A 14105-nucleotide genomic window follows, 5' to 3' on the forward strand; every position below is an offset into this window, starting at 1 on the left:
ATCCCCGGACGGGGCTAACACCGCGTTGAGGGATAGGGTTACCGGGCGTTAGGAGCCGCTGCCGACAGGTCCGTCCTATTCGACCGGCTTTGCCCGGTAGGCCTCGATGTCCAGCTCGTTCTCCAGCTTGGCCACGGTGACGGCCACGGCGAGGTCGGACGTGGAGTTGGCCACGGTCCGTGTCATGTCCAGCAAGCGGTCGAAGGGCAGCACGAAGCCGACCACCAGCGCGGTCTGCTCCGCCGAGAGGCCGATGCTGCCCAGCACCGCCGACAGCATGAACAGGGAGGCCGAGGGCACCGGCGCGGTGCCGATCGCCACCAGGGTGATGGTGAGGCCCGCGATGAGGAACTGGACCGGCGTGAGCTCGACGCCGAACGCCTGGACCGTGAACATGGTCAGGAGTCCGATGTAGAGCGCCGTGCCGTCCATGGAGATGGTCGTCCCGATGGGCAGGGCCGTCGAGGCGACGGTGTGGCTGACGCCCAGGTTCTTTTCGGCCACCCGCATGGCCACCGGCAGGGTCGCCGCCGACGACGACGTCGAGAACGCGACTAGGATCGCGTCCGAGATGTCCCGGAAGAACGGCAGGACCGGCAGGCGGGCCACCAGCCGCAGCAGCCCCCCGTGCACCAGCAGCACCTGCAGCACGCAGCCGACGACGAGGCCGAGCGCGAGAAGGAAGACGTGGGTGAACACCGCGAAGCCCTGGGTGCCCATGACCCACGCCACCAGCGCGAAGACGCCGAACGGCGCCACCTCCATCACCACGCGGGTGATGAAGAGGATCATCTCGACGCCGCCGTCGAACACCTTCTTGACCGGCTCGGCCTTCTCGCCCACCGCCAGGATGGCGGCGCCCAGCAGGATGGCGAAGAAGATCACCGCCAGGATGTCGCCGCGCGCCAGCGCCTCGACGGGGTTGAGCGGCACGATGCCCAGGAGCTGTTCCGAAACCGATGGCGCTTCCCCCACGGGGCGCGCCTCGACGCCGGTGAAATCGACGCCCACACCGGGTTGGAAAAGGTGGCCCAGCACCAGTCCCAGGATCACGGCGATCAGCGTCGTGGCGAAGTAGAAGCCGAGCACCTTGCCGCCGATCGACCCCAGCCGGCGCGGATCGCCCATGGCGGCCATGCCCGAGGTTATGGAGAGAAAGACCAGCGGCACCACCACCATGCGGATCAGCCGGATGAACAGGTCGCCCAGCCATTTGAGCGACTCTGCCGCCTCGCCCAGCGCCAGGCCGACCACGGCGCCCAGCACGAGCGCGATGAAAATCCGCTTCCACAACACCACGTCGAACCACCAGCGCTGGAGGAAGCTGCGCTGGGCCGGGGCATGATCGGGCGCGCCCGGCGGAGTTTCGTTCAAGGTCATTGCGGCGTCCGGCCGTGAGGGAGATGGTCTTTGTGGCGGGGATGGCCCCGTTCGTCCAGACGACCACAGCCCGGCGGAGTCGTAAGCGTCACCGAGCAACGCTATAAGGCGCCCGATGAAGAGACAGAATGCAGCCGGCGTCGTCGATCGGCTGGAAGCTGAATACCGCAAGAGCGTCGATCAGCTCCGAACCGCCCTGAAATCGTTCCTGGCCGGCGGGCCGCCGCCCGACCAGGCCCTCCGCCGCGACGGCGCCTTTGCCTACCCGGAGCTGCGGCTGAGCTGGGCGCCGGGCCTGCCCTATCCCCGTACGAGCCGCGCCTACGCCCGGATTCCCGCGCCGGGGCGCTACGCCGTGTCCGTCACGCGCCCCGATCTGTTCCGGGACTATCTGATCGAGCAGCTCAGCCTGCTGCAGCAGGACTTCGAGATCGACCTGGACGTGGGCCGGTCGGCCCAGGAGATTCCGTTCCCCTACGTCCTGGACCCGGCTGACATGGCTGTGGCCGACGTGGGTTCGGTCGAGATCGCGCGCCATTTCCCGACCACGGAACTGGCCTACATCGGCGACGAGATCGCCGACGGCGAATGGATCGGCGTGGGCGGCGACACCCGCCCCCTCGCCCTGTTCGACGGCCTGCGCACGGATTTCTCGCTGGCGCGCCTGGCCCACTACACCGGCACGCCGATCGAGCATTTCCAGCAGTACATCCTGTTCACGAACTACCACCGCTACGTGGACGAGTTCGTCGCCTGGGGCGCCAGCCAGCTCGGGGCGGGCGGGCCCTACACCGGCCTGTCGGCGGCGGGCCACGTGCTGATCGACGCCGACACGCCCGACCCCGAGGCCAGGGTCGCGGCCGGGGCCTGGCGCCGGCATCAGATGCCCGCCTACCACCTCATGGCGCCGGGGCGCGCGGGCATCACCCTGGTGAACATCGGCGTCGGGCCGTCCAACGCCAAGACCGTATGCGACCATCTCGCCGTGCTGCGGCCCCAGGCCTGGCTGATGATCGGCCACTGCGGCGGCCTGCGCGGAAGCCAGAAGATCGGCGACTACGTCCTGGCCCACGCGTACCTGCGCGACGATCATGTGCTGGACAAGCTGCTGCCGCCCGAAATCCCCATCCCCCCGCTGGCCGAGGTCCAGGTCGCCCTGAACACGGCGGCCGAGCAGGTGACAGGCGAGACCGGCGACCTCCTGAAACAGCGGATGCGCACGGGCACGGTCGTGACCACGGACGACCGGAACTGGGAGCTGAAGTATTCGTCCAGCGCGCTCCGCTTCAACCAGAGCCGGGCCGTCGCCATCGACATGGAGAGCGCCACCATCGCCGCCCAGGGCTATCGCTTCCGCGTGCCCTACGGGACGTTGCTGTGTGTCTCGGACAAGCCGCTGCACGGCGAGATCAAGCTGCCGGGCCAGGCCAACGCCTTCTACGACCGCGCCATAGCCCAGCACCTCCAGATCGGCCTGGCCACCATCGGCCTCCTGCACAAGGAAGGCGCTCGTCTGCACTCGCGAAAGCTGCGCAGCTTCGACGAGCCGCCGTTCCGATGACCTCACGGCGAGGTGGAGAGTCTCGCGAAACCCCGCTAAACCACCCGCCGTCATGACCCGCCGCATCGCTTTCGAATCCATCGACAACTTCCGCGACTTCGGGGACTACGCCGCCGGCCCGAAGCGGCTGCGGCGCGGCCTGCTCTACCGCTCGGCCAGCCAGTCGCGCGCCACCGACGCCGACCTCGAGAAACTGGCGGGCCTGGGCATCGCCGTGATCGTGGACCTGCGCCGCTCGAACGAGCGTGAGCGCGAACCGTCCCGGCGCTGGACGGGCTTTGCCGCTCAGGTGATCGAGAACGACATCGGCCAGGAAAGCGCCGACGAGTGGCATGCCTTCATCCAGACCTCGGACCTGACCGTGGCGTCGTTCCGGGACTACATGCTGGAGTACTATCGCCGGGCGCCGCACCAGGCCCGGCACATCGACCTGTACCGCCGCTACTTCACCGCCCTGGCCGAGACCGAGGGCCCGATCCTGGTTCACTGCGCGGCCGGCAAGGACCGCACGGGCATCGCGTGCGCGCTCACGCACCACCTGGCCGGCGTCCACGACGACGACGTCATCGAGGACTACCTGCTCACCAACGACCCCGAACGCCTGGAGCGGCGCCTGCCGCAGATGCGCGACGTGGTCCGTGAGGGCACGGGCCGCACCGCCACCGACGACGCGCTTCTGACCGCCATGCGGGTAGAGGCCGAATACCTGGCCGAAGCCTTCGCCGTGATGCGCGAGCAGAACGGCTCTCTGGACGGCTACCTGGATCAGGTGCTGGGCCTGGACGACCGCGTCCGGGGCCGCATACACGACCGCCTTCTCGCCTAGGGACTCCGACATGCAGACCTTCCAGCCGCCCCGCCGGATCCTGATGGGGCCGGGGCCCTCGGACGTGAGCCCGCGCGTGCTGGCCGCCCTGGCGCGGCCGACGGTGGGGCACCTGGACCCCGCGTTCCAGGACCTGATGGAAGAGATCAAGGCGGCGCTCCAGCGGCTGTTCAATGCGCCGGATCACGCCTGCATCCCGCTGCCCGCGCCCGGCACCGCCGGCATGGAGGCGGCCATGATGAACCTGCTCGAGCCGGGCGACCGGGCGGTGGTCGCCGTGAATGGCGCCTTCGGCGGCCGCATGGCCGACATGGCCGACCGCGCGGGCGCGACCGTGACGGTGGTGGAGTCCGAATGGGGCCGGCCCGTCGACCCGGCTCGCGTCGAGACGGCGCTGGCCGAGGCGCCCGCGAAGGTCCTGGCCTTCGTTCACGCCGAGACATCGACGGGCGCCCGCAGCGACGCCGCCGCGCTCTGCGCCCTGGCCCGGAAGCATGGCGCGCTCTCGGTGGTGGACTGCGTGACCTCGCTGGGCGGCATTCCGGTGGACGTGGCGGCCTGGGACGCCGACGTCGTCTATTCGGGCACGCAGAAGTGCCTGTCGGCGCCGCCCGGCCTGTCGCCCATCGCCCTCGGTCCCCGGGCGCAGGCCGCGATCAAGGCGCGCAGGACCAAGGTCCGCAACTGGCTGCTCGATTTCAACCTGATCATGGCCTACTGGGGCGGCGAAGGCGGCCGGACCTACCATCATACGGCCCCGATCAATGCGCTCTACGGTCTGCACGAGTCGCTCGTGGCCCTCTTCGAGGAAGGCGTTCAGGCCGCGGCGGTCCGCCACGCCCGGATGCACGAGGCCCTGGCCGACGGCCTGGAGGCCGCGGGCCTGAAGCTGCTGGTCGAAGAGACGTGGCGCCTGCCGCAGCTCAACACCGTGCTGATTCCGGAAGGCGTGGACGAGGTCGCCGTCCGCGCCCACGTGCTCGAGGCCTGGGACCTCGAGATCGGCGCAGGGCTGGGCCCGTTGAAGGGCAAGGTCTGGCGCATCGGCCTGATGGGCGCCTCGGCGACGCCCTGGCACGTGCGACTCTGCCTCACCGCCCTCTGCGACGCCCTGGCCGCCCAGGGCGTGGCGGTGGACCCCGCCGCCGTCCGCGCCGCCGCCGAGGCGAAGCTGGCGGCGTAGGGCTGGCGCCGGGTCCTTCGAGGCCGCGAAGCGGCGCCTCCCGAATTTCAAGGAACCACGGAAAACGCGGAAGGGCACGGAAGGCGAAGCCGCGATTTCCGTGCCCTTCCGTGTTTTCCGTGGTTCTCCATGACAGAGCCTCCGCTTGCGCGTAGGGGCGAGGGGCCGAGCACGCCGGAGGCGCGGGGATTCAACCGCGGAGATCGCAGAGATACGCGGAGGAGTCCGAGGCTGCGCGACCTCTCTGCGTATCTCCGCGATCTCCGCGGTTCATGATGGGCGGCGGCTGCGCCGCCCATCACGCCATAGGCGATCGCCCTCCGCTGGCTCGGAGGCGGCCACGCGTTCGTGTTTTTCGTGTGGGTTCGTAGCCGAAATCCAGGGACGCCGACGCACGCTCGGCGGAACCCGGGCTGACGCCGCGGCGCCGCTTCGCAAAGGGCGCCGAGGTGCTACGGTGCGGCGGGGCCGCCCTCCAGCGCGGTCGGGGAGAGTCGTTTGACCGGATCGAGCGCCGAGGCCGCCGTTCCCGCGTCGCCGGGCGCGGGCGGCCGACTGGACCGCGGCGGCGTCGCCTGGTCGGTCTTCGAAGGGGGGCGAAACCCCTACGTCATCCTCATCACCATCTACATCTTCATGCCCTACGTGGCCGCCTCGATGGTGGGCGACCCCGTAGAGGGCCAGGAGACCATCTCGCGCTGGCAGCAGTGGGCCGGCTGGGTGGTCATGGCCACGGCGCCCTTCATCGGCGCCTCGGTCGACAAGCTGGGCGGGCGCAAGCCGTGGCTCGGCCTGACCGTGGGCCTGATGGTGCCGCTGACCGCCGCGCTGTGGTGGGCCAGGCCGGACGGGACCGGCCTGTCGGTGGCGACCACCATGCTGTTCGCCATGACGGTGCAGGTGCTGTTCGCCTACAACGAGATCCTGCACAACTCGCTGCTGGTGCGGGCGGCCGGCCTCTCGGGCGCGCACAGGGCCTCGGGGCTGGCGCTCTCGCTGGGCAACCTGTTCTCGGTGCTGGCGCTGGCCTTCACGGCCTGGGCCTTCGCCTTGCCCGGCCAGGTGGACTGGAGCTGGGTCCCGAAGGCGCCCCTGTTCGGCCTCGACCCGGAGACTCATGAACCTGAACGGGTCGTGGCGCTGCTGGCTGCGGGCCTTCTTCTCTTCGGCGCGATCCCGCTGTTCCTGTTCACCCCCGACGCGCCCCGGACCGGCGTCCCCGTCGCCCGCGCCTTCGCCCAGGGGGCGGCCCAGCTGGTGCGGATGGTGCGTACGGTCGGCCAGTTCCGGGACGCCGCCGTCTATCTGGGATCGCGGATGTTCTTCGTGGACGGGATGAACGGCGTCCTGGTCTACGCCGGCGTCTACGCCGTGGGCGTGATGAAGTGGGGCGCGCTGGAGATGCTGGGCTACGGCATCCTGCTCAGCATCTTCGCGGTCCTGGGCGGCTATGTCGGACGCTGGCTCGACGCGGGCCTCGGGCCCAAGGGCGCGTTGCGGATCGAGATCTTCATGTCGATGCTGGGCCTCCTGGCGATGCTCGGCATGCGCCCCGACCTCATCCTCTTCCTGTGGCCCTACGACGTGGCGGCGCACGGCGCGGTCTGGAGCGGGCCGGTCTTCCGGACCCTGCCCGATGTGATCTTCGTGCTGGTGGGCTTCTCGAACGCGATCTTCATCACCGCCCAGTACGCTTCGGCGCGCACCCTGCTCACGCGCCTGACGCCGCCGGATCAGACGGGGGCGTTCTTCGGGGTCTATGCCCTGTCGGGTGTGGCCACGGCCTGGCTGGCCCCGTTCCTGGTGAACCAGGGCACGCGCATCACCGGCACCCAGCAGGGTGGTTTCGCCATGCTGCTGGTCTTGCTGGCCATCGGCTTCCTGGGCCTGTTCCTGGTGCGCGGCGGTGGTCGCACATTTCCGGACGGCTCCGAAGCCTAGTTGAAATCACTCGACATCTGGCCAAGGGATAGTGGGGATTCATGATGAATCGCCGCTAATCGTATATCCATATTAGGCATTCGGTTTCATGCGACCTTAAACGCGGCGAGCGATCTTGAGCGTGTTCTTAGGGGCGAGCAGGCAAGAGCTTGAAGGCCCCATCCCGTCTGCTCGCTAGAAACTGGAGATCAACCCCATGTCGAAGTTCGTGACCCGCTTCCTGAAGGACGAATCCGGCGCCACCGCCATCGAGTACGGCCTGATCGCCGCCCTGATCGCCGTGGTTCTCGTCGGCGCGCTGCAAGCCGTCGGCGGCAGCCTGCAAGGCGCCTTCGAGACGATCAGCCAGGAAGTCAACACCGCCACCGGCGGCTAAGCCCGACCTCGGTCTGGACCGAAAGGCCCCGGCGGCGACGCCGGGGCCTTTTTCGTTGCGAGCTTGGCTGCAACGGTCCGTTCATCCGCGCGGGCGCATAAGGCGCAGGAAGAGGTTTCCATGCCGCCTGTCATCGCCGCCGCGCTCGTGCTCCTGCTCCCGGCCCTCGTGCTGACGGCCGCGGCGAGCGACGTGGCCACGTTCCGCATCCCCAACTGGATTTCCCTGGCCCTGATCGTGGCGTTTCCGCTGGCCGCGTTGTCAGCCGGGCTGTCCCTGCCCGCCCTGGGCGCCCATCTGGCGGTCGGCGTCGTGGCGCTGGCCGTGGGCATGGCCATGTTCGCCCTGCGTTGGATGGGCGGGGGCGACGCCAAGCTGTTCGCGGCGGTGGCGCTCTGGGTGGGCTGGCCGGCGACCCTCACCTTCGTCGGCGCGGCCGCTCTCGCCGGCGGCGCCCTCGCCATCCTGCTGCTGACCCTGAGGTCGGCGGCCGTTCGTCCCCTGGTGCTCACCGGCCCTCGCTGGGTAAGCCGCCTCGCCGATCCGGCCGAGGCGATCCCGTATGGCGTCGCGATCGCCGCAGGCGCGCTCGCCGCGCTGCCGGCCTCGCCCTTCGCCCGCGTCCTGGGGCTGTAGCTTGCGGCCCGCGCTCGCATCGGCCACACGAGGCGCCATGACCATCGCGAGGCGGGCATGAGCGACGTGATCCTCGACGCCTGGGACGGCCCGGCGGTCCCGGTCCATGCCCTGACCGAGGCCGCCGTCGCGGAGGCCCTGGCGGCGGACCCGGTCGTGACGGCGCTGGCGAAGACCGCCGACTTCAAGGGCAAGGCCGGTCAGGCTTTGCTGGTTCCCGGCTCGGACGGTGCGCCGGCCAAGGTGCTGTTCGGCGTGGGGGCCGGCGATGACGGCGTCGGCGACGCCGCCTCGACGTTCCGCGTCCTTTCGGCCCGTCTCCCCGCCGGGGTGTTCGAGGTCGTCGAGGCGCCGGCTCATATCGCGCCCGGCCGCATCGCGCTGGCCTTCGCGCTCGGAAGCTACAGGTTCGACCGCTACAAGCCCGCCAGGGGCGAGCCCCGCGAGCGCGCGCGCCTGCTGGTCCGGGGCGCCGACCTGAGCGAGGCTCGCCAGATCGCCCATGCCTGCGCGCTTGCCCGCGACATGGTCAACACGCCGGCCAACGACATGGGGCCGCGGCAGATCGAGACCATCGCCCGTGAGATCGCCGAACAGTATGGTGCGCGGATCACCGTGATCGAGGGCGAGGGCCTGCTGGAAGCGGGCTATCCCGCCATCCACGCCGTGGGCCGCGCCGCCGACCCGGCCCGCGCGCCACGGTTCATCGAAATCCAGTGGGGCGCCCCGGAGGCCGACCGACCCCTCGTCTGCATCGTCGGCAAGGGCGTGGTCTTCGACACGGGCGGTCTCGACATCAAGCCGTCGGCCGGCATGCGCCTGATGAAGAAGGACATGGGCGGCGCCGCCCACGCCCTGGCTTTGGGGCGGATGATCATGGCGGCGGGGCTGCCCGTCCGCGTGGCGGTGCTGGTCCCCGTGGTCGAGAACGCCATCAGTGGCGACGCCATGCGCCCCGGTGACGTGCTGGAGTCGCGCAAGGGCCTGTCGATCGAAGTCGGCAACACCGACGCCGAAGGCCGTCTGATCCTGGCCGACGCCCTCACCCGGGCCGGCGAACTTGAGCCCGCGCTGACCATCGACCTCGCCACGCTCACCGGCGCCGCCCGCATCGCGCTGGGGCCGCAGCTCCCGCCCTATTTCACCGATGACGACGACCTCGCGGCGCAGATCGAGGCGGCGGCCCAGGCCGAGGCCGATCCCGTGTGGCGCCTGCCGCTCTGGAAACCCTACGCCGACGCCCTGGATTCCGACATCGCCGAGATCAAGAACGATCCCGACGGCTGGGCGCAGGCCGGGTCGGTCACGGCCGCCCTGTTCCTCCAGCGTTTCGCGCCGAAGGGGCCTTGGGTGCATCTGGACATCTTCGCGTGGAACCCCCGCGGCCGTCCGGGATTCCCCGGTGGCGGTGAAGCGCAGGCCATCCGCGGCCTCTACCGCATGATCCGCGAGCGGTTCGCATGAAGCACGATCCCCGCATAACGCCCTGGCGCGACGGCGTGGCCGCCCGCAGCCTGGAAGGGATCCTCGAGGCCGAGGTCTATCTCGACCCGAAGGCGATGGGTTGCACGGCCGCCGCCGCAGCCATCCGCTCGGCGCCCGACGCCGGGGCGGAACAGATGGACCAGCTTCTGTTCGGTGAGCGCTTCGAGGTGATCGAGGAAGAGGGAGCCTGGCTGTTCGGGCAGGCCGCGCGGGACGGCTACGTGGGTTTCGTGGACGCGGCCGCCCTGGCGCCGACGGGGCCTCTGCCGACTCATCGGGTCTCGGCGCTGCGCACCTACGCCTTCGCCGAGGCCAGCATCAAATCCCGCGCGCTGGGTCCCTATTCCCTCAACAGCCTGGTCTGCGTCGAGGCGGTCGAGGGCAGGCTGGCGAAGGTTTCAGGCGCAGGCTGGATGGCCGCCGACCACCTCTCGCCCATCGGCGTCTTCGAGGACGACTGGGCCGCGATCGCCGAACGGTTCGTCGGCGCGCCCTACCTGTGGGGCGGGCGCGAGAGCGTGGGCCTGGACTGCTCGGGCCTGATCCAGCAGGCGCTGTTCGCCTGCGGCCGCGCGTGTCCGCGCGACACCGACATGCAGGAGGCGCTGGGCGCGGCGATCGGCGCCGACGCGTTCGATCGCGGCGACCTCGTGTTCTGGAAGGGGCACGTGGCGCTGGGGGTCGGGGACGGCCGGATCGTCCACGCCAACGGCCATCACATGGCGACGGTGATCGAGCCCCTGGCCGAGGCTGTGGCGCGCATCGAGGCCGCCGGCGTCGGCGCGCCCACATCGTATCGTCGGCTGTAGGGCGAGCCGGGGATCGCGACACGAAAATGGCCGGGGCGAGCCCGGCCATCGCGCGTCCGAAACAGAGCCGGGCTACTTGGCGGCGGGCGCCGCCGGGCTGGCCTGAGGCGCTTCGCCCTCGACGACCGGGGTCGCCGCATCGCCGGCGGCCGGCGCTTCCGCCGTCTCCGCACCGGGCTGGCGCGAGGGGTCCGGGGCCGGCAGGGCCAGCTTGCCGCCATGCGACGCCAGGTAGGCGATCAGGTTGATGCGCTCCTCGGTCTTCTTGATGCCGACGAAGGTCATCTTGGTGCCGGGCATGTGCTTCTGCGGCGCCTGGATGAACTCGTTGAGCTCGTCGTAGCTCCACACCGGATGCTCGCCCGAGAAGGCGCCGATGGCCGGCGAATAGGCGAAGCCGGCGTGCAGGCCCGGCTTGCCGCCGACGACGCCGTACAGGTTCGGGCCGGTTCCGTTCGCCCCGCCGTCGTTGATGGTGTGGCACGACTTGCACTTGGCGAAGGCGGTCTCGCCCGCGGCCACGTCGGCGGCGGGAAGGACCGTGCCCCAGTCCGGCGGCAGCTCGGCGGCGGCGCCGCCGCCCGACGCCTCTTCCGCCACCTCCACGAGGTATCCCGGCTTGTCGGTGGGCTGCGGTGCGAAGACGCCCGCGGACAGCTCGCGCAGGCCGACAATGGCCAGACCCGTCGCCAGTACGGCGCCGGCGATCTTGTTGAAGGTCAGATCGCTCATAATCCCCTAGTCACGCCTCTCATCGGACGGCGAGCCGGCCTGCGCTCGCGCAGGAATCCCGCCCCTTATTGCGTGCGGCTCTCTTACACGCTACCGGCGCTCGCGCAACCATCCCAAGCACGCATGAACCCCATCGTCCTCATCCCGGCGCGCATGGCCGCGACCCGCCTGCCGGGAAAGCCCCTGGCGGACATCGGCGGCGTACCGATGATCGTCCGCGTCCTCCGGCAGGCGCTCGCCGCCGGCGTGGGGCCGGTGGTCGTGGCGGCGGGCGATCCCGAGATCGTGGAGGCCGTCGAGGCGGCGGGAGGGCAGGCGACGCCGACGGATCCGGACCTGCCCTCGGGGTCGGATCGCATCCTGGCCGCCCTCGACCGGCTGGACCCGGACGGTCGGCACGACGCGGTGATCAACCTCCAGGGTGACATGCCGTTCGTGGACCCGGCCGTCGTTCGTGCGACGACCCGGCTGCTGGCCGGACAGCCCCTTTGCGACATCGCCACGATCGTCGCACCCGAGGACTCGCCCGAAGACCGGGCCAATCCCGACGTGGTCAAGGCGGTGATCGCCGGGAACGGGCGGGCGCTCTACTTCACCCGTTCCACGCTCTATGGCGAAGGGCCGGTCCTGCGGCACGTGGGGATCTACGGCTATCGCCGGGCGGCGCTACGGGCGTTCAACGCCGCCGCGCCGTCGCCCCTGGAGCGGCGCGAGAAACTGGAACAGCTCCGGGCGATGGAGCTGGGCCTCTCGATCTGGGCTGCCCCGGCCGCCACCGCCCCCATCTCCGTCGACAGCCCCGCCGACCTCGAGCGGGCCCGCCAGTACGCAAGGACGCTGACATGACCAAGGGACGCATCGCCTTCCAGGGCGAGCTGGGCGCCAACAGCCACGAGGCGTGCACGGCAGCCTTCCCCGAGATGGAGCCGGCGCCCTACGCCACGTTCGAAGAGGCGTTCGAGGCGGTGCGGACCGGCGATTGCCAGCTCGGCATGATCCCGGTGGAGAACTCGATCGCGGGCCGGGTGGCCGACGTCCACCACCTCCTGCCGTCTTCGGGATTGAAGATCATCGGCGAGCGGTTCAAGCCGATCCACTTCCAGCTCATGGCCAATCCCGGCGTGACCCTGGACCAGGTCACGACCGCCGTCTCCATGCCCATCGCGCTGGGCCAGTGTCGCCGGACGCTGCGCAGCATGGGGCTGAAGACCGAGGCGGCCGGCGACACCGCGGGCGCGGCCAAGGCGCTGGCCGAACGGCCGGATCCGACGAAGGCCGCGGTCTCGCCGGCCCTCGCCGCCGAGATCTACGGCCTGCAGATCCTGGCGCGCGACATCGAGGACGAGCACCACAACACCACGCGCTTTCTGGTGATGACGGCCGACAAGGCCCCGCCGCCGCCGCCGTTCACGGCGCCCTGCGTCACCAGCTTCGTCTTCCGGGTGAAGAACATCCCGGCGGCGCTCTACAAGGCCCTGGGCGGGTTCGCCACAAACGGGGTCAACATGACCAAGCTGGAAAGCTACATGGAGAACGGCGCCTTCACGGCCACCTTCTTCTATGCCGAGGTGGACGGCCGGCCCGAGGACATCGGCCTCGCGCGCGCCTTCGAGGAGCTGACCTTCTTCTCCGAGCGGTTCGAGATCCTGGGCGTCTATCCCGCCGACCCCTTCCGCGCCCGCGCCTGACACCACAAGGACGCAGCCCCCGGGCCGCCGCATCGCGTCCCACGTGCGGGACCGGCGCATTTCGCCTATATGGCGCCGCATGGCTCGTCCGTTCCTCAAGATGAACGGGCTCGGCAACGACTTCGTCGTGGTCGAGACCCGCTCCGGCCCCTTCGACCCCACGCCGGCCGAGGTGCGCGCGATCGCGGACCGGACGACGGGCGTGGGCTGCGACCAGCTCATCGCCATCGAGAAGGCCGAGGGCGCCGATGCGCGCGTGCGTTTCTGGAACGCCGACGGCGAGGAGGTGGGGGCCTGCGGAAACGGCACGCGCTGCGTCGGCTGGCTCCTGATGCAGTCCAGCGGCAAGGACGAGGCGGTGATCGAGACCCGGGCCGGGCGCCTGGTCGCGACCCGCGCCGGCGAGCGGCTGGTGAGCGTGGACATGGGCTCGCCCGGCCTCCGCTGGGACGAGATCCCCCTGGCCGCCGAACATGACACCCGCGCCCTCGACGTGGCGCTGTTCGACCATCCGGCGCTTTCGACCGCGCCCGGATGCGTATCGATGGGTAACCCGCATGTGGTGTTCTTCGTGGACGACGTGGACGCCACGCCGATCACGACCATCGGCCCGGCGGTGGAGGTCCATCCTCTGTTCCCGGAGCACGTGAACGTCGGCTTCGCCCAGGTGGTCGCGCCCGACCGCATCCGCCTGCGGGTATGGGAGCGCGGCGCGGGCCTCACCCAGGCCTGCGGCACCGGCGCCTGCGCCGCCCTGGTGGCCGCCAGCCGCCGCGACCTCGTGGGACGGCACGCTGTGATGGTGCTGGACGGCGGCGAACTGCACATCGAATGGGACGACCGCGACCATGTGATCATGACCGGCCCGGCGGCTGTCGACTTCGCGGGCGAGCTGCCGTGAAGGTTCAGAGCCTCCTCGCCGCCATCGCGGTCGCCGGCCTGGGCGCCTGCGACGTCATCCCGAAATCGACCTATTCGATGACGGCGGCTTCGATGCTGCCCACACTTCATGAGGGCGATATCGTCGGCGCCGATGGCTGGAAGGGGGATTGTGGCCGCGCCAAGCCGACCGCAGGACAGGTCGTGATCTACCGGCGGGACAAGCAGAGCTTCATCGCGCGCGCGGTCGCCGCACCTGGCCAGACGGTCGAACTGACGGGCGGCCGCCTCTTGGTCGACGGCCGGACGGTGACGACGTCGCCGGCCGGTTCCCACGACATCGAAATGTTCGGAACCGTCCGTTCTGCGCCGGTGCTTCGGGAAACACTGGCGAACGGCGCCAGCTATCTGACCCTCGACCTGGGGCCGGACAGCGAGCTCGACAACATCGCCCCGACGCGGGTGACCGGCTGGTACCTGCTTGGCGACAACCGTGACAATGCTGCGGATTCCCGTGTCTACGGCCCGGTCGCGGAGGCCGACATCTGTGCGGTCGCGACGGCGATCCTGGCGGCGAAGGACGTGTCCCGTGTCGGCCGCCGTCCCTGA

Annotated in this window: 14 protein-coding genes; 12 read left to right on the forward strand and 2 right to left on the reverse strand. The window is 70.3% G+C overall.

Annotated features, from left to right (window positions below):
• Window positions 1-75 precede the first annotated feature (75 nt).
• Window positions 76-1380 carry a dicarboxylate/amino acid:cation symporter gene (locus WG212_RS04455; RefSeq protein ID WP_337185859.1) on the reverse strand — a complete coding sequence of 435 codons (1305 nt, stop codon included), beginning with the start codon at window positions 1378-1380 and terminating at the stop codon, window positions 76-78.
• A 115-nt stretch (window positions 1381-1495) separates the two neighbouring features.
• Here WG212_RS04455 and WG212_RS04460 point away from each other — a divergent pair, with 115 nt between their 5' ends.
• The 8 genes from WG212_RS04460 to WG212_RS04495 all read left to right on the forward strand — a co-directional run bounded on the left by WG212_RS04460 (window position 1496) and on the right by WG212_RS04495 (window position 10197).
• Complete coding sequence (locus WG212_RS04460; protein ID WP_337185860.1) at window positions 1496-2941, forward strand: AMP nucleosidase; 1446 nt, start codon at window positions 1496-1498, stop codon at window positions 2939-2941.
• Window positions 2942-2993: 52 nt separating this feature from the next.
• Entirely contained in the window at window positions 2994-3767 is a 774-nt protein-coding gene (locus tag WG212_RS04465) for a tyrosine-protein phosphatase (protein ID WP_337185861.1), read from the forward strand.
• Window positions 3768-3777: 10 nt separating this feature from the next.
• Window positions 3778-4950, forward strand: coding sequence for an alanine--glyoxylate aminotransferase family protein (locus tag WG212_RS04470; RefSeq protein WP_337185862.1), 1173 nt, complete (start codon window positions 3778-3780; stop codon window positions 4948-4950).
• Window positions 4951-5448: 498 nt separating this feature from the next.
• Window positions 5449-6891 (forward strand): MFS transporter, encoded by a 1443-nt coding sequence (locus tag WG212_RS04475; RefSeq protein WP_337185863.1) that lies wholly within the window; start codon window positions 5449-5451, stop codon window positions 6889-6891.
• A gap of 196 nt (window positions 6892-7087) precedes the next feature.
• A complete protein-coding gene (locus WG212_RS04480) occupies window positions 7088-7267 on the forward strand; it encodes a Flp family type IVb pilin (protein ID WP_337185864.1) in 180 nt (59 codons plus the stop codon).
• Window positions 7268-7387: 120 nt separating this feature from the next.
• Entirely contained in the window at window positions 7388-7903 is a 516-nt protein-coding gene (locus WG212_RS04485) for a prepilin peptidase (RefSeq protein ID WP_337185865.1), read from the forward strand.
• Window positions 7904-7960: 57 nt separating this feature from the next.
• On the forward strand, window positions 7961-9367 hold the full coding sequence (locus WG212_RS04490) for a M17 family peptidase N-terminal domain-containing protein (protein WP_337185866.1): 1407 nt from the start codon (window positions 7961-7963) through the stop codon (window positions 9365-9367).
• Window positions 9364-10197: an NlpC/P60 family protein gene (locus tag WG212_RS04495; RefSeq protein WP_337185867.1), complete on the forward strand. Its 834-nt coding sequence runs from the start codon at window positions 9364-9366 to the stop codon at window positions 10195-10197. The genes WG212_RS04490 and WG212_RS04495 overlap by 4 nt, the downstream gene beginning before the upstream one ends.
• A gap of 72 nt (window positions 10198-10269) precedes the next feature.
• Here WG212_RS04495 and WG212_RS04500 read toward each other — a convergent pair whose 3' ends face one another.
• A complete protein-coding gene (locus WG212_RS04500; protein ID WP_337185868.1) occupies window positions 10270-10929 on the reverse strand; it encodes a cytochrome c family protein in 660 nt (219 codons plus the stop codon).
• Window positions 10930-11052: 123 nt separating this feature from the next.
• Between WG212_RS04500 and WG212_RS04505 the strand changes: the two genes are divergently transcribed.
• The 4 genes from WG212_RS04505 to lepB all read left to right on the forward strand — a co-directional run bounded on the left by WG212_RS04505 (window position 11053) and on the right by lepB (window position 14105).
• A complete protein-coding gene (locus WG212_RS04505; protein ID WP_337185869.1) occupies window positions 11053-11775 on the forward strand; it encodes a 3-deoxy-manno-octulosonate cytidylyltransferase in 723 nt (240 codons plus the stop codon).
• Window positions 11772-12617 carry a prephenate dehydratase gene (locus tag WG212_RS04510; RefSeq protein ID WP_337185870.1) on the forward strand — a complete coding sequence of 282 codons (846 nt, stop codon included), beginning with the start codon at window positions 11772-11774 and terminating at the stop codon, window positions 12615-12617. Before WG212_RS04505 ends, WG212_RS04510 begins: the two co-directional genes overlap by 4 nt.
• Window positions 12618-12696: 79 nt before the next feature.
• Window positions 12697-13518: a diaminopimelate epimerase gene (dapF, locus tag WG212_RS04515; protein WP_337185871.1), complete on the forward strand. Its 822-nt coding sequence runs from the start codon at window positions 12697-12699 to the stop codon at window positions 13516-13518.
• Window positions 13515-14105 (forward strand): signal peptidase I, encoded by a 591-nt coding sequence (gene lepB, locus WG212_RS04520; protein WP_337185872.1) that lies wholly within the window; start codon window positions 13515-13517, stop codon window positions 14103-14105. Before dapF ends, lepB begins: the two co-directional genes overlap by 4 nt.

This window comes from Phenylobacterium sp., assembly GCF_037189685.1.
GTDB lineage: Bacteria > Pseudomonadota > Alphaproteobacteria > Caulobacterales > Caulobacteraceae > Phenylobacterium.

What these genes read in the sequence shown, in the direction of transcription:
- WG212_RS04490 (WP_337185866.1), top strand. Translation starts at nt 7,961, where the DNA reads ATGAGCGACGTGATCCTCGACGCCTGGGACGGCCCGGCGGTCCCGGTC.
- WG212_RS04460 (WP_337185860.1), top strand. Translation starts at nt 1,496, where the DNA reads ATGAAGAGACAGAATGCAGCCGGCGTCGTCGATCGGCTGGAAGCTGAA.
- WG212_RS04465 (WP_337185861.1), top strand. Translation starts at nt 2,994, where the DNA reads ATGACCCGCCGCATCGCTTTCGAATCCATCGACAACTTCCGCGACTTC.
- WG212_RS04485 (WP_337185865.1), top strand. Translation starts at nt 7,388, where the DNA reads ATGCCGCCTGTCATCGCCGCCGCGCTCGTGCTCCTGCTCCCGGCCCTC.
- WG212_RS04470 (WP_337185862.1), top strand. Translation starts at nt 3,778, where the DNA reads ATGCAGACCTTCCAGCCGCCCCGCCGGATCCTGATGGGGCCGGGGCCC.
- WG212_RS04510 (WP_337185870.1), top strand. Translation starts at nt 11,772, where the DNA reads ATGACCAAGGGACGCATCGCCTTCCAGGGCGAGCTGGGCGCCAACAGC.
- WG212_RS04505 (WP_337185869.1), top strand. Translation starts at nt 11,053, where the DNA reads ATGAACCCCATCGTCCTCATCCCGGCGCGCATGGCCGCGACCCGCCTG.
- WG212_RS04480 (WP_337185864.1), top strand. Translation starts at nt 7,088, where the DNA reads ATGTCGAAGTTCGTGACCCGCTTCCTGAAGGACGAATCCGGCGCCACC.
- WG212_RS04455 (WP_337185859.1), bottom strand. Translation starts at nt 1,380, where the DNA reads ATGACCTTGAACGAAACTCCGCCGGGCGCGCCCGATCATGCCCCGGCC.
- WG212_RS04500 (WP_337185868.1), bottom strand. Translation starts at nt 10,929, where the DNA reads ATGAGCGATCTGACCTTCAACAAGATCGCCGGCGCCGTACTGGCGACG.
- WG212_RS04495 (WP_337185867.1), top strand. Translation starts at nt 9,364, where the DNA reads ATGAAGCACGATCCCCGCATAACGCCCTGGCGCGACGGCGTGGCCGCC.
- dapF (WP_337185871.1), top strand. Translation starts at nt 12,697, where the DNA reads ATGGCTCGTCCGTTCCTCAAGATGAACGGGCTCGGCAACGACTTCGTC.